The 15,723-nt window shown below is 45.6% G+C and carries 12 protein-coding genes; 7 read left to right on the top strand and 5 right to left on the bottom strand.

The features are described from left to right. Positions 1-198 precede the first annotated feature (198 nt). Both lepB and recD2 read left to right on the top strand, forming a co-directional pair. Positions 199-840 (top strand): signal peptidase I, encoded by a 642-nt coding sequence (lepB, locus tag N4310_RS00165; RefSeq protein ID WP_262091629.1) that lies wholly within the window; start codon positions 199-201, stop codon positions 838-840. 249 nt (positions 841-1,089) lie between these two features. Next, the gene (gene recD2 / locus N4310_RS00160) at positions 1,090-3,498 is read left to right on the top strand and encodes an SF1B family DNA helicase RecD2 (RefSeq protein ID WP_262091628.1); all 2,409 of its coding nucleotides are present in this window, start codon (positions 1,090-1,092) and stop codon (positions 3,496-3,498) included. Here the strand turns inward: recD2 and dinB are convergent. Continuing rightward, positions 3,495-4,625, bottom strand: coding sequence for a DNA polymerase IV (dinB, locus tag N4310_RS00155; RefSeq protein ID WP_160332413.1), 1,131 nt, complete (start codon positions 4,623-4,625; stop codon positions 3,495-3,497). The genes recD2 and dinB overlap by 4 nt on opposite strands. Before the next feature lie 266 nt (positions 4,626-4,891). Here dinB and pflB point away from each other — a divergent pair, with 266 nt between their 5' ends. Then, a complete protein-coding gene (gene pflB, locus N4310_RS00150; RefSeq protein ID WP_179923857.1) occupies positions 4,892-7,210 on the top strand; it encodes a formate C-acetyltransferase in 2,319 nt (772 codons plus the stop codon). An 82-nt stretch (positions 7,211-7,292) separates the two neighbouring features. Here pflB and N4310_RS00145 read toward each other — a convergent pair whose 3' ends face one another. The 4 genes from N4310_RS00145 to N4310_RS00130 form a co-directional block, all read right to left on the bottom strand. Then, the gene (locus N4310_RS00145) at positions 7,293-8,225 is read right to left on the bottom strand and encodes a serine hydrolase domain-containing protein (RefSeq protein WP_160332411.1); all 933 of its coding nucleotides are present in this window, start codon (positions 8,223-8,225) and stop codon (positions 7,293-7,295) included. After that, the gene (locus N4310_RS00140) at positions 8,218-8,952 is read right to left on the bottom strand and encodes a CppA N-terminal domain-containing protein (protein WP_262091627.1); all 735 of its coding nucleotides are present in this window, start codon (positions 8,950-8,952) and stop codon (positions 8,218-8,220) included. Before N4310_RS00140 ends, N4310_RS00145 begins: the two co-directional genes overlap by 8 nt. Before the next feature lie 115 nt (positions 8,953-9,067). Beyond that, complete coding sequence (gla, locus tag N4310_RS00135; RefSeq protein WP_179924050.1) at positions 9,068-9,913, bottom strand: aquaglyceroporin Gla; 846 nt, start codon at positions 9,911-9,913, stop codon at positions 9,068-9,070. A 121-nt stretch (positions 9,914-10,034) separates the two neighbouring features. Continuing rightward, on the bottom strand, positions 10,035-11,402 hold the full coding sequence (locus tag N4310_RS00130) for an FAD-dependent oxidoreductase (protein ID WP_262091626.1): 1,368 nt from the start codon (positions 11,400-11,402) through the stop codon (positions 10,035-10,037). A 419-nt stretch (positions 11,403-11,821) separates the two neighbouring features. On the opposite strand from N4310_RS00130, the gene N4310_RS00125 reads away from it, so the two are divergent. The 4 genes from N4310_RS00125 to N4310_RS00110 all read left to right on the top strand — a co-directional run bounded on the left by N4310_RS00125 (position 11,822) and on the right by N4310_RS00110 (position 15,639). Beyond that, on the top strand, positions 11,822-12,121 hold the full coding sequence (locus N4310_RS00125; protein WP_179924048.1) for a YbaB/EbfC family nucleoid-associated protein: 300 nt from the start codon (positions 11,822-11,824) through the stop codon (positions 12,119-12,121). 212 nt (positions 12,122-12,333) lie between these two features. After that, on the top strand, positions 12,334-13,815 hold the full coding sequence (locus tag N4310_RS00120; protein WP_262091625.1) for an SSURE domain-containing protein: 1,482 nt from the start codon (positions 12,334-12,336) through the stop codon (positions 13,813-13,815). A gap of 107 nt (positions 13,816-13,922) precedes the next feature. Continuing rightward, positions 13,923-14,609, top strand: coding sequence for a response regulator transcription factor (locus tag N4310_RS00115; RefSeq protein WP_160332405.1), 687 nt, complete (start codon positions 13,923-13,925; stop codon positions 14,607-14,609). A gap of 1 nt (position 14,610) precedes the next feature. Then, positions 14,611-15,639, top strand: a complete 1,029-nt coding sequence (locus tag N4310_RS00110) for a sensor histidine kinase (RefSeq protein WP_262091624.1) — start codon at positions 14,611-14,613, stop codon at positions 15,637-15,639. The last annotated feature ends 84 nt before the right edge of the window (positions 15,640-15,723 follow it).

Here is a 15,723-nt window from a genome sequence, read left to right as displayed (position 1 = left end):
TCATTTTTATGAAATTGATGATGAGGAGTCAGAATCCTGACATTATTTTCAAAAAGAATAAGCAACGGGAATGATTCAACTCAGTTCACTAAGGGAAAAAGAGGTAAAATATGATACAATAGTTTTTACTTGCAAAAGCTACGAAGAGCTAGGTCTGTTAGAAGACTGTTGACAGACTAAGGACTAGAAAGGACAACTATGGCAAGCAGAATCGCTAAAAATCAGAAGAAAAAACACAGCCGTACACGGCAGATTTTTGACACCCTCCTCTTTATCATCATACTTGGGGGAATTGTACTTTCCCGCTTGATTTTCTGGCAGGCTGTTCGAGTAGAAGGCCATTCCATGGATCCAACCCTTGCAGAAGGCCAACACCTAATTGTCTTTAACCAAAATCAGATTGACCGCTTTGATATCGTGGTGGCGACCGAAAACGACGAAAATGACAAAGAGAAAAAGATTGTCAAACGGGTGATCGGCATGCCTGGCGACGAAGTCGAATTCAAACAAGACACCCTCTACATCAACGGGAAAGAAGTCGATGAAGCTTACCTAGCTGATTATAAGGCAGCCTTCAAAGCCGACAAACTACAAAACACCTATTCCTACAGTAAATACTTCCAGAGCCTGGCTCAAGCTTCACCAGCCTTCACCGTTAACCGTGAAGGACAAGCTGACTTTAAGGTGACTGTCCCAGACAATGAATACTATTTGCTGGGAGATGATCGGATTGTCTCCAAAGATAGTCGCGATGTCGGAACCTTCAAAGCCGAGCAAATTACAGGCGAAGTTGTTTTACGCTTTTGGCCCGTAAATAGCTTCAAACTACTCCATGAATAAATCTACTGAAGAGAATGGGGCTGCGAGTGCAGCCCTCCCTTCTCCAGATCACAATGAGGCCAGGATTTTTTACTCCAGCCTCTTTTTTATACTACTTCCAATCTAAAATCATTACTCAAACTATTTTGAATTCAAACTAGGCAGCGAGACACAGGCATAACTAGCATTAGGTCGAAGCTAACGACGTGTGAGGAAAAATAGAGAGAGTATTAAAGCCTCTGCAACTATCTTTAAATGACAAGGAAGCACATGGAACACTACTTTTCAGGTCGCGTAGACCGCCTTATTTTTGAAAACCAAAGCAATTTTTACAAGATTCTCCTCGTGGAGTTGGAAGACACCGATTCGGATTATGCTGGCTTTGAAATCATTGTCACCGGTACCTTTGCCACTATTGTAGAAGGTGGCTCCTATCGCTTTTATGGCCAACTGGTTCAGCACCCTCGTTATGGTGAACAGGTGGTGACCAGCCGCTATGAGCGAGAAAAGCCCAGTCCACAAGGGTTAATCAAATTCTTTTCCGGGCCTCAATTTAAGGGGATTGGGAAACAGACTGCCAAACGAATTTTAGACATTTATTCCTCAGACAATCCCATCGATGAGATCCTCAACCAACCCCAAAAGCTAGAAGAGATCAAGGGACTATCCAAGGCCAATCGGCTGGCCCTGGTTCAAACGCTGAAAATCAATTATGGCCTGGAGCAGGCCTTGGCCCGCCTAGCCGATTTGGGCATTCCCAATCGCCTGGCCCTCGAAATTTATGATACCTATCAAGAAGAAACCCTGACGGTGATTCAGGAAAATCCCTACCAACTAGTCGAGGATATCCGGGGTGTCGGCTTTGTCATTGCCGACCAGGTGGCGGAACGCCTGGGGATTGAAACCAACTCACCCCAACGCTTTCGAGCGGGGATTATCCACAGCCTCTTCCAGTATTGCCTAGAATCTGGCAATACCTATATCGAAGCCACTCTCCTACTGGAAAATGCCTTGGTCTTACTGGAAGAAGCTCGGCAAGAACCGATTGATCCCCAGATCATTGCCCGAGAATTGACTAGCCTGTTAGAAGAAGACAAGATCCAGAACATCGGCACAAAGATTTTTACCAACTCACTCTTCTTCGCCGAAGAAGGGATTGCTAACCACCTGCTCCGCCTCTTGGAAGCCCGAGATCAGGCGGAGTCCGAAGCGGATACGGACCACTTAGCAGAACTGATCACAGAGGTCGAGGAAGAACTGGGAATTCACTACGATACAGTTCAAAAAAACGCCATCATCCAAGCCAGCCAGGAACCGATTTTTATCCTCAGCGGTGGCCCTGGAACGGGGAAAACAACTGTTTTAAACGGGATTATTTCGGTCTACGCCAAGCTCCACAAAATCAACCTTGATGCCAAAGATATCCCCATCCTCCTAGCTGCCCCAACCGGTCGGGCTGCCCGGCGGATGAATGAATTAACCGGCCTTCCTGCAGCTACCATTCACCGCCATTTGGGCATGGTGGCCGATGATGAAGTCAGTCATCTGGAAGAAGCCTTGGATACAGACTTTATCATTGTGGATGAGTTTTCCATGGTCGACACCTGGTTGGCCAACCAGCTCTTCCAAAATTTAGCCAGCCATACAAAAATTCTTCTGGTTGGTGATGCCGACCAGCTCCCTTCTGTCAGCCCCGGACAGGTCTTGGCAGATTTGCAAGAAGTGGAAAGCATCCCCAAAATCCATCTGGAAAAAATCTACCGCCAAAGCGAAGACTCAACCATTGTTCACCTGGCCAATGACATCAAAAACGGGCGGCTACCCGCTGATTTTCCCCAGAAAAAAGCCGACCGCTCCTACTTTGAAACTTCAGCGGAACATATTCCAGAAATGATTGAAAAAATTGTGGGGGCAGCGCTGAGAAGTGGTATTGCAGCGCCAGATATCCAGGTCTTAGCACCCATGTATCGGGGTGTTGCCGGCATTGATGCCATCAATCAGCTCATGCAAAACCTGCTCAATCCTGCCAAAAAAGGCCAACAAAGTTTTGAGGCCACCGACCAGCACTACCGCTTGGGCGACAAGGTTATCCACCTAGTCAACGATGCCCAAGCCAATGTCTTTAACGGCGATATCGGCACCATCACGGAGTTAATTCCAGCCCGCTATAGCGATAGCGACCAGGATGAAATCCGCATGGACTTCGACGGTAGCGAAGTCAACTACCCCCGCAAAGAATGGTATAAAATTCGTTTAGCTTATGCCATGAGCATCCACAAGTCCCAAGGAAGCGAATTCCCAGTGGTCATCCTCCCCCTAACCCAGGCCAACCACCGGATGTTGCAACGCAACCTCCTCTATACCGCCATCACCCGTGCCAAAAGTAAGCTGATTCTCTTAGGACAAGCCACAGCCTATACCTATGCTGTGGAAAACGAAGGAACCCAGCGCCAGACCTATCTTTCCCCAAGGTTTTCCACAGCTTATCCACAAGATATCCACAAGTCTGTGGATAAGTCTGTGGAAACTGTGGAAGAAGAAGGTCCAAACTTGCTCCAGTACCAACTCACTGCGGAAAACTGGGAGCAGATTGATCCCCTGATTGGCTTGACAGAAGCCGATCTAACTGAATTTTTCGGAAACCACAAAACCGCCCCGGACAGTGACAGCCCCTCTTAATCAGGGTTGTCCGCCTCCGAGGCGGTTTCCTCTTTATCTTCCAGTAAATCGCTTTCTTGTTCCTTACCCAAATTGGTTAGGGTAATCCCCAGCAGGCGGATGGCCAGGTCCTTTTGCGCAGTCAATTCATAGAGTTCTAGGGCAGCTGCTAGTAAGTCCTCTTCCTTATATATAGGCCGGTCTAAGGAAACACGTTTGGTTTGGGTCTCGAAATCCTCCCAGCGTATTTTTAACACAACTGTCCGTCCCTGAATATCTTCGCGCTCCAGATTCAGAGCCAAACTGTGGGCCAGACTTTGAAGCTCCTGGCGAACATCTGCTGCCTGACGTAAAAAGTGGCTGTAGGTTCTTTCTTTGCCATAGGATTTACGAACCCTGTTGGGTTTAACTGGGCCATTATGAATACCCCTAGCCCTACGATAAAGCTCATAGCCAAAACGCCCAAAGCGGTCAATCAGCTCTGTTTCAGAGATTTCTAACAGATCTGCCCCGGTTTCCACCCCCATCTGCCGCAAGCGCTCCGCACTCTTTTTGCCAACCCCATGAAATTTCTCAATTGCTAAGGGCGCCAAAAACTCCAAAGCTTCCCCAGGCTTGATGACCGTCAGTCCACGCGGTTTTTGGTAATCACTAGCCAACTTGGCCAAGAATTTATTGTAAGAAACCCCAGCCGAACAGGTCAGCCGCAGCTCCCGCCAAATATCTTCCTGAATCAAGCGTGCCACCTTCACAGCAGAAGAGGAGCCAACCTTATTCACCGTCACATCCAAATAGGCCTCATCAATACTCATAGGCTCAATCAAATCCGTATAACGCCGAAAAATCTCCCGTACTTGGAGCCCAATCTCTCGATATTTCCGATAATCTCCTTGAATAAATACCGCTTGAGGACAAAGTTGATAGGCTTCCTTGGCACTCATGGCTGAGTGGATTCCAAAACGTCTAGCCACATAATTAGCGGTCGAGACAACACCCCGACCACCGGTAATCCGAGGATCACGAGCAATCACCACAGGCTTCCCCCTTAGTTCAGGATTATCCCTTTCTTCTACGGCGGCGAAAAACGCGTCCATATCTATATGAATGATTTTGCGGGACTGATCGTCTAAAAGTGGAAAAATGAGCATTCCCTTAACCTCCTTGGTGAAGTAAAACAGAATCAATACAGATTTCTGTTTCAACAAAAACTGTATTACATCAGAAAACCCTTACAGCTTCTATTTTTAGTATTGAAAACGATTACTTTGTGTTATAATCTAATTGTAATTATAACAGTTCTCGAACTTCCTGAAAAATCGATCGAGTTACAAAGCAACTTGTCTCATCAAAGTCTTGGTCAATCGATTGGTTTTTCTATGCGTCGTAAGACTAGAAAGATAATGAGGTACCTTTAATGGTCGTTAAAACAACCGTTGACACTCAAGACATTTTTGCAAAAGCCTGGGAAGGCTTTAAAGGAACTGATTGGAAGGAAAAAGTCAGTGTCTCTCGCTTTGTTCAGGCCAACTACACACCTTATGATGGCGATGAAAGCTTCCTAGCAGGACCAACTGAACGCTCCCTCCACATTAAGAAAATCATCGAAGAAACCAAGGCTGGCTACGAAGAAACACGCTTCCCAATGGATACTGACCGGGTCGCTTCAATCGCAGACATCCCTGCTGGTTACATCGACAAAGACAACGAATTAATCTTCGGTCTCCAAAACTCTGAGCTCTTCCGCCTTAGCTTCATGCCTAAGGGAGGAATCCGTATGGCGGAAACAACTCTGCGTGAGAATGGTTATGAGCCAGATCCACACTTGCATGAGATCTTTACCAAATACGCAACAACCGTAAACGACGGTATCTTCCGTGCTTACACCACAAACATCCGTCGTGCCCGCCACGCGCACACCGTTACAGGCCTACCAGATGCCTACTCTCGTGGACGGATTATCGGGGTTTATGCCCGTTTGGCACTTTACGGGGCAGACTTCCTCATGGCTGAAAAAGTAGACGACTGGAACGCTCTTACAGATATTGACGAAGAAACAATTCGTCTCCGTGAAGAAGTGAACCTCCAGTATCAAGCTTTGAAAGATGTTGTAGCCCTTGGTGACTTGTATGGTGTAGATGTACGTCGCCCAGCCATGGACACCAAAGAAGCGATTCAATGGACCAACATTGCCTTCATGGCAGCAGCTCGTGTCATCAACGGAGCCGCTACGTCACTTGGCCGTGTTCCAATCGTACTTGATATCTATGCAGAGCGGGACTTGGCGCGTGGTACTTATACAGAATCTGAAATCCAAGAGTTTGTTGATGACTTTGTTTTGAAACTCCGGACTGTTAAATTTGCCCGGACCAAGGCTTACGACCAACTCTACTCTGGAGACCCAACCTTCATCACAACTTCAATGGCTGGTATGGGAGCAGATGGCCGCCACCGTGTTACTAAGATGGACTACCGTTTCCTCAACACCTTGGACAACATCGGCAACTCACCAGAACCAAACTTGACGGTTCTTTGGACAGACCAATTGCCATATAGCTTCCGTCGCTACTGTATGGATATGAGCCACAAACACTCTTCTATCCAGTATGAAGGGGTAACAACTATGGCCAAAGAAGGTTACGGTGAAATGAGCTGTATTTCTTGTTGTGTGTCTCCTTTGGATCCAGAAAATGAAAACCAAAGCCACAACATCCAATACTTTGGAGCGCGTGTAAACGTCTTGAAAGCCCTCCTTACTGGACTAAATGGTGGATTCGATGACGTTCATAAAGACTACAAGGTCTTTGACATCGAGCCAATCCGTGATGAAATCCTTGACTTTGACAAGGTTAAAGCCAACTTCGAAGAATCCCTCGACTGGCTCACAGATACCTATGTGGATGCCCTCAATATTATCCACTACATGACTGATAAATACAACTACGAAGCAGCACAAATGGCCTTCCTCCCAACCCACCAAGGAGCAAACATGGGATTCGGTATTTGTGGATTTGCCAACACCGTTGACTCCCTATCTGCGATTAAATACGCAACTGTAAAACCAATTCGTGATGAAGATGGCTACATCTACGATTACGAAACTACTGGTGACTACCCTCGTTACGGAGAAGATGATGACCGTGTTGACTCTATTGCAGAATGGCTCTTGGAAGCTTTCCACAGCCGCCTTGCGAGTCACAAACTTTACAAGAACGCGGAAGCTACCGTTTCCCTCTTGACCATCACTTCTAACGTTGCCTACTCTAAACAAACAGGTCACTCACCAGTTCACCGCGGTGTCTTCCTCAACGAAGATGGCACTGTTAACACGAGTGAACTTGAGTTCTTCTCTCCAGGTGCTAACCCATCTCCAAAATCAAAAGGTGGCTGGCTCCAAAACTTGAACTCTTTGGCGAAACTCGAATTTGCCCATGCAAATGACGGAATCTCCCTCACAACTCAAGTATCTCCACGTGCCCTTGGTAAAACCCGCGATGAGCAAGTAGACAACTTGGTAACCATCCTCGATGCCTACTTTGAAAATGGTGGTCAGCACGTCAACTTGAATGTTATGGATCTCTCTGATGTCTATGACAAGATCATGGCTGGTGAAGATGTCATCGTCCGTATCTCTGGTTACTGTGTTAACACCAAGTACCTCACTCCTGAGCAAAAAACAGAATTAACCCAACGGGTCTTCCACGAAGTTCTTTCCATGGATGACGCCTTAGCTTAATTAGCACCTCCTCCCCAGGTTGGATTATCCAGCCTGGGTTTTCTAATGTGACAAAAGAGCGACCGACGGCCGCTCTTTACGCTCAAAACTTTCCTTGACGAATCAAATCCATCAGTTCGTTTCGGTCTTGAATCCACTTGGCTCGTTGATCTTGCCAATAGGTTCGATTTGCTAGGAAAATCGCTGCCTCTTGTCGTTTACGATTGAAGAGCAGGAAGGTTCCGGTATAGCCTGTGTGGTCCAACCAGTCCCCTTCGCGGCGCCAGGCCAGACTACGGGGGTTGGCTGGGTCAGAGCCATGAACTTGATCCAAATACACGCTGGGGTCCAATAACTGGCTCTCTAGGTAACGCTCAAGATCTGGGATGGTTGAAAATAGACCGGCACTACCTGTATGAGAACCCAAGACCTGGGCCTTGGGATCATGGACTTGGCCTGTGTGAGTTCCTCGGACAGTTGGAACAGCACCTGGACAAGGACCATAGGTGGTGTGGGTTAGATTCAGCGGACCACAGATTCGGGCAGTGATCAACTCCTCTAAACTTTTCCCAAAAAGAGCTTCCAGGTAAAAGCCCAGTAAAATGTAATTGACATCGGAATAGAGATAGCGCTTATCGGGGCCTAGCTCTAACTGTAGCATGGCCTGGGTCAAACCGGCCCGATCAAGGCTGTCTCTATTGGGGATGTAGGGGTCTAGGCCCGAAGTATGGGTGAGGAGATCAAGAATTCGCAAATGGGCATGGCGAAAATCTGGCAGCTGGCTCTGGATAGGATCCTCTAAATCCAGGATACCTTCTTTTAAGGCTTGGAGCACTAGGGTTCCAACCCCTAGAACCTTGCTGACACTAGCCAAATCATAAATCAGACCCGGCTGGGTTGCGAGCTCCCTATCTGGATCAGCCCAGCCAACATAAAATTCCTGCCATTGGCCCTCCCGATAAAGCGCCAGACTGGCACCTGGATAAATCTGCTGGTCCAACTGTTCCTGAACCTTGTCCGCTAACACCTTATGCATAGGCTTGAATCCACCATTCTAGTTGGTTATAGGGATCGGTTGCCAGGAGGAAGTTACCCCGCTTCGGAACAAAAACTTCCTGATCTTCCAAGTTTTTTTGTAGCTGCTCCAGGTTCCAATCGACCTGGAAAAGACGCAGTTGAAACAGATCCCAGGCTTGCCCAGCTTCTGCTTGTAGATAGTCGCTTTCTGCCTCTGTAAAGACCAAATTTGCCGGCCACTGAATCCGTTGGTAATGAGCCTTGGAGCCTTCTTTGTCGGAAACATGGAGACGCAATTCTTCCAATTCCACCTGATCCAGTTTGAGGGGACCCGCCTGAAAGCTAGCTGGGTAGTCAGCTGGATCAACCAAATTGAGAGCAGCTACCGACTCTTCCGAGTGAACCAGCACTCGATCCCCTTCAGGAGAGGTCGCCAAATAAGCCCAGCCCTTTGGTCCCTGATACAGAGCATCGAATTGCAAACCACGAGCCAAACCTGCTTCTACCGATTCCGGGCTGTTCACACGAAAAACCATAAGATCCAGCTTCTTCTTCCCTTGCGGCTGGAAAGCTCGGTTGGCAGGTAACTCTTCGATTTCTAGACAGAGCGCTTTTTGCGCATCCCCTAAGCTAACAACTCCGGCGTCTTCTAACAAGACCGTGAAGCCAATTTGTTCCACATAAAAGTCAAAATTTAAACGACGATTATTTGTTTTTAGTACGGGTACAAGCCTATCTTTACTCATCATTTCCTCCACAATAACTCTTGTTATTTTAAAAGAAAAATAAGAAAAAGACAAGCAATACTATAAAAAGGCAGACAAAAAGCTGTGGGAAGCAAATCCACACAGCCTTATCGTCTTATAGATAAATCATTTTGAATACAGCAACGGCAACAATAGATGCCACGATTGGCGCTACCACTGGTACCCATGCATACCACCATTTGGAGTCTTTTTTGGCTTCACCAAGAACACTTGTTGGTAAGAGGAAGTGCAAGATACGTGGACCCAAATCACGAGCTGGGTTCAAGGCTGGACCAGTAGGACCTCCAAGCGCAGCAACCAAAGCCATTACAAGGAATCCAATGGCAATGTGAGCCACTGCCAAGCTGCCAGCTGTATAAGGACTTGCGGCTGTTTCAGCCATTGTTTGGTCAAAACCACTATCCACTAGCTTACCAACCAACTCGGCACCAAAGAAATTCTTTGTAAGCGCCAAAGCACCGAAGAAAAGAACAAAGGATCCAACAAACTCATTCACAAAACCATTAATCATGGAAGCTTTTTGAGATTCTTTTGTGCCATCATCCAAAGCTGAAATGGTTGAGAAAGAACCAAGAACGGCATTTGGATTCGTTGTTTTCTTGAAGTAAGGATTGTAGGCTACAACCACCAACAACTGACCAAACATCGCTCCAAGTACTTGAGCCAAGATGTATGGTGCTACGTGAGCCCATGGGAATAGACCACTCACTGCAAGACCAAGTGTGAAAGCAGGATTGATGTGGTTTCCAGAAACATTTCCAAACATCATCGCTGGCATCATAACCGCCAAACCATAGCCCAAAGCAATCACAACCCAACCAGAACTGTTTCCTTTGGTTCCTTTCAAATCAACGTTAGCAACGGCACCGTTTCCCAAAACAAGTAGAAAGGCTGTTGCAATAAACTCAGTAAGGTACTTTACACCCCAAGTTACATCCATTGTACTGTATCTCCTTTTTTCATTTTTTAATACTTGATGATTATAACAAGACTCCCCATAAATGTAAAGTTTTTCTCAAAGTTAAAAAAAACAGCTAGGGAACTCCCTAACTGGCGGTAAATTAAAAGCGGCTATAGCCCAAAGCATCTTGAGCAGCGAGGTTCAACAAGCTCCATTGACGGTCAAAGCCAGGTTGGAAGAAGAAATCAGCTTCTGCCAAATCTTCCAAGGTCAATTTCTGTGCAATCGCCAGAGACAAAACATTTCCTTGAGCTGTCACATCCGCTTGAGATAGAACAGAACCACCAAGGATTTGATGAGTTTGTGGATGGAAGGTCAAGCTCACAAAGACTTCTGGGTTGTCACTTTCAGGAATGTAGGCTGGACGAACACGATCCGCATAGAAACTTGTTTCAAAGTCCAAACCGATACGACCCGCAGTGTACTGGTTCAAACCTGAAGTCGCGAACTGGTAGCCGAAGATTCCCAAAGCAGAAGAACCAACAACTCCCTTGTAAGCACGCGCAGGTTGCTCATCAAACAAGGTACTTGCTAGGTAAAAGGCTGAACGACGAGCAGTTGTCGCAAGCGCAATCGGCAAGGACTGATTCGCAGGAATTGATGGTTGCAAGGTTGCATCTCCAACCGCATACACATCTTTAACATTTGTCCGCAAGTAAGCGTCTGTCTTGATGTAGCCACGCTCATCCAAAGCTACAAGACCTTGCAACCAAGCTGTATTTGGGTAAACCCCAACAGCCACAATAACAAGATCAGCTGGGATTTCAGCCTTATCAGTCTTCACAGCCTGCACACGTCCTTCACCCAAGAAGGCTTCCACACTTGCACCCATGTGCAAGTTTACTCCAGCATTCACAAAGGCTTGTTCCAAAATCTCTGTAGACTCTGCATTGAGGTAGTTACCCAATGGACGCTCTAGCATATCGATAAGGGTTACAGATTTACCAGCCTTGGTGAAGACTTGTGTCGCTTCAACTCCGATATAACCAGAACCGATTACTACTACATTTTGGATGCTGTCATCTTGCTGTGCCGCATTGATCTTGCTTGCCCAGTCGTAACCGTGCATCAAGTAGATGTTTTCCAAATCCTTACCAGGCAAGTTCAACTCAATGGATTCAACTCCAACGCTAAGGATCAATTTGTCATAAGCCACTGTTTCTTCAGCACCTGCCACCAAGTTTTTCACTGTAATGGTTTTTGCTTCTGGCTGAATGGCTGTCACTTGATGGTTATTGACCACACGTCCGCCACGGCTTTCCAATTCTTCAGGTGAGAAGTTCCGCACGTAGTCTTGACCGATTGTTTTTCCTTCTAGGAAAAGCTCCATTCCACAAGACATGAAGGAAACAAAGTCCCCTGCTTCATAGATGGTTACATCTACATTTTCATACTTATCCAAAATACGGATAGCGGATTCATGACCCCCGTGAGAGGCCCCAACAATAACAACTTTTTTCTTTGACATAGTCGTATCCTTTCTTACTTTACTTCTATTTTACTCAAATGTTCAAAGAATCACAAAGGATTAGCTCGGAAATTTTCGATCCTATTTGATCGCTCAAACGGCGATTTATTCCTTATTCTTATTATACTGCTTTTTTAACAAATTCTAAGCATCGAAGAGGTGAAATCCCTTACTTTTTTTAATCCGAATTCCCATCACTAGACAAAAGACCAACCAACTTACTCGTAGTCCAAAAGAGTTGACTGGTCCTTGGGCAGTTTTTTGGGAAATTGGAAGCACAGTCATTCTATCACTAGACCTAAAATCGTGCTATAATTGAAAAAGTGATGAAAAGCTTCCTCTGAGTCAATCGAAGCTTAACAGACACTTTCAACACCCCAAGGGAAGTCCCTTAATCAGAAAGGAATCTTAAAAATCTTATGATGAATATGCAAAATATTATGAAGCAAGCTCAAAAAATGCAGAAAGACATGGAGAAAAAACAAGCTGAGCTAGCCGCTAAAGACTTCACCGGTGCTTCTGCCCAAGACTTGGTCACAGCCACCCTCTCCGGAGACCGTAAGGTGAAAGCTATCACTTTCAACCCTGCCGTTGTCGATCCAGACGACCTCGAAACTCTTGCAGACATGACAGCTCAAGCCGTCAATAAAGCTCTCGAAAAAATCGACCAGGAAACCCAAAAAACCATGGGAGCCCTTGCCGGGAAGTTACCGTTTTAATCCTGGAGCAACAGAACAGGAAGCCTGCTTACAAAACGCAAACGTAAAAAATTATAGCTTCCCAAAACAAATAGGTTGGAACTTAAGCCCAACCTATTTTTATTTTGGAAAAAGACGCAACAATTAAGAATTATTTAAGAAAGAGCTTACAATTGCTTAAGACAAGTATTCTATACTAACTATAGAATTAAAAGAAAAGAGGTACATAATCTATGTCTCAAGCAAGTAAAAAGGACTTTAAAACCTGGTCTCTCCGTCGTGCTAAAGTTGGATTGGTGTCGGTCGTCGTTGCCAATGGCGCTTTTTTTCTATTAGGACAAGCTCCTCAAGTACAAGCGGATGAACTAACTCCTGGAATGGAAACCATTAGCCAGTCTACTGAAAAACAAGAAGTCGCTTCAGCTCATTTTGAAGAGCCTATGGCTGACCAGAGCGTTTCCTCCGCAGTTCAACCGAAAGTTCCTGTTGAAACAGAAGTTACCATGCCTCTAAACAATCCTCCTGTAACCGATAGGGCTAGTGAGTCTGAGGTGGCCACCTCTGTTACGTCGGCTATCAAGCAAGAAGTCTCAGTACCAGAGACCTACCTCAAAGCAGCCAAGCATCCCGGTCCCTTTACAGCAGGTGTCAACCAAGTTATTCCTTATGAGGCCTTCGGTGGCGACGGCATGTTAACGCGACTTTTACTGCAGTCCTCAGACGCCGCTCCTTGGTCTGATAATGGGATTGCTATGCACCCTGCACTGGCTCCTGTCAATAAGCTGGCAGCTAATCACTATTTTTACTCCTTTGATTTAGAGGGGGAAGTCAAAAATAAAATGGGAGCTGAGCTGCTGAAAGAGCTCCAAATGAACCCAAATAGAAACTACCAAGGTCGTGTGACCGTCTATGGTTCCACCAACGGAATGGCTGACTTGAGCAACATCATTGCCAGTCAACAGGTTCAACTCAGCTTCCATCCTGTTCTCACTCCAGACGATTTCCGTAAGTTTCTCCAAAACAATACGAAAGAGCACGTCCAGCTACCACACGACTATCTGGAACACGCAAATGTCGATGGACCTTTCTTAGCTGGAGTAAACCAGGTAATCCCTCTTGAAGCCTTTGGAGGCGATGGGATGCTGACACGCCTTCTTCTTAAAGCAGCTGACAAGGCACCGTGGTCTCACAATGGATCTGCTATGCATCCGACCTTAACCATCGCCCACAACTTACCGACTGGAAAATATTTCTATACCTTTGCCTTATCTGGAGCCGGTAAAGGGTTGATGGGGAAAGACCTTCTTGCTTTTCTCCAAAAAAATCAAACAAATATGGTCAGTGGAACCATTGTCCTGTACGGATCCACAGATGGAAAGAGCGACATGAATCTAGTCTTAGCTCAAAAAGAAGTCCAGCTTTCCTTGGCAGCCAAGGAAAAAATGGATATGTCCGATAAACCACAAATGGATCGAATGAATCAGAGTAAGATGGAACAAATGAAAATGGACAAGGGAGCTCCGATGATGAAGCAAGCCGCAACTTCCATGTCTATGTCTATGGACCATCCTATGCCCATGAAATCCATGACCTCTTCTAAGGTAAAAAAACTACCAGAAACGGGACACAAAGAATCGGCTACTCTGGGACTCATGGGACTTTTAAGCCTTTTTGCAGGCCTAGGACTGATGAAACATCCTAAAAAAGAAGACTAATCTTAGAGAAAAGCTGCCTTTCAAGAATGATATCGAAAAGTGTTATACTAAAAATAAGTATAGCACTTTTTCAATATTTATTTCCCGACACTCTAGAAAGGATCCTCATGAACTACACAATCCTCTTGGTCGACGATGAACCTCAGATTATCGACATTAATCGGCGCTACCTCATACAAGCAGGCTATCAGGTTCACACAGCCAACAACGGACAGGAAGCACTCAAACTTTATCGGCAGCATCCAATCGATCTCATTATTAGCGACATCATGATGCCCGAAATGGATGGGTATGATTTTATTTCTGAAGTGTTGCAGGACAAAGAAGATCAAGGCTTTCTTTTTATCACAGCTAAAATGGCCGAAATGGATAAAATCTACTCGCTTAGTATTGGGGCAGACGACTTCATCACCAAGCCCTTTAGTCCACGAGAGCTCGTCTTACGAGTTACCAATATCCTAAAGCGGATTTATGGCAAAACAGATCCTTCAGACAGCATTCAAATCGGGGACTTAATGCTCAACCACACCAGACGTGAAGCCCAGGTTAACCAACATAGCCTAGACTTGACCAATAAGGCATTTAACCTTCTATGGCTTTTGGCTAGTCAAAAGCAACGAGTCTTTTCCAAGTCTGAACTCTATGAAAAAATCTGGGATGAAGACTATCTCCAAGATACCAATACACTCAATGTCCATATCCACGCTCTCAGACAAGATTTAGCTAAATACAGTACCCCATTGACTCCAAAAATCACTACCGTTTGGGGATTAGGCTACAAATTGGAGGACTAGCATGCGTTTAAAAATGTATTTACTAATTGGCCCCCTCATTACCCTTATCATTACCCTCCTAGGCGTATTTACGGGAATTAGCTATATGCTCATTGATCAAAAAGAAATCGGCTTTATCATGGGCATTGTCGCCTTAGCTAGCCTACTAGGTCTGATTCCCAGTCTTCTTATTAGCCAGAAAGTCCTCTCCTCACTCCAACTTCTTATTGAAAAAATGCAGACTCTTTCCACAGGCCACTTCCAAAAAGAAGTCAACATTACTGCTCCTTTGGAATTCCAACAATTGGGGGACAGCTTCAACACGATGGCCCAAGATTTACAAGAAAGCGAGCAGGAAAAAGCTGTCATGATTGCTCAACTAGCGCACGATATCAAAACACCTATTACCTCCATTCAAGCCAGTATCGAGGGGATTTTCGATGGAATTATCCAAGAAGATGAGATTCTTCACTACCTCCAAACCATGCTTCAACAAACCAAGCGTTTGAATCACTTAGTTGAAAAATTAGACGATCTATCCTTCGAGGTCGAAGCATTTCAACATCAGCCTAGGCAAGCAGAAACAGTCTATTTGGATAAACTGATTTTGGATGTTTTAGCCGAGCACCGATTGCAAATAGAACAAGAAAGTCGAGACGTTCGGATTCAAGTTACACCTGAGTCCGCTTCCATTCAGAGCCACCCTCAGAAACTCTATCGAATTTTAGACAATCTAATACAAAATGCCCTCAAATACTCTCCTCCAGGATCTCCCCTCACTATTGAAGGAGAGGCCACCCTCGATCACCTAACAATTGCCATTACCGATCAAGGAGCAGGAATTCCAACCGAGGAAATACCCCATATCTTCAAACGCTTCTACCGCCTAGAAAATTCTCGGAATCCCAACACAGGCGGGCACGGCTTAGGCCTCTACATTGTCCAGGAACTAGCCCAACAACTAGGGGGAAATATCCTAGTAAACAGCCAAGAAGGGCAGGGATCTACTTTTAGACTTCATATCCAGTTTCAACCCGATACAAGCTTTTAGTTTGTCTATTCTTTCAAACCAATACCTCGGAAAGTACTGCCTTTTATTAGCTGCTGTCACTCTGAAATTTTTGATTAGCTTTGA

The organism is Streptococcus danieliae (assembly GCF_025447695.1).
Taxonomy (GTDB): domain Bacteria; phylum Bacillota; class Bacilli; order Lactobacillales; family Streptococcaceae; genus Streptococcus; species Streptococcus danieliae.
Note: the sequence above shows the minus strand (reverse complement) of the source record. Positions and strands in the feature narration are given on the sequence as shown.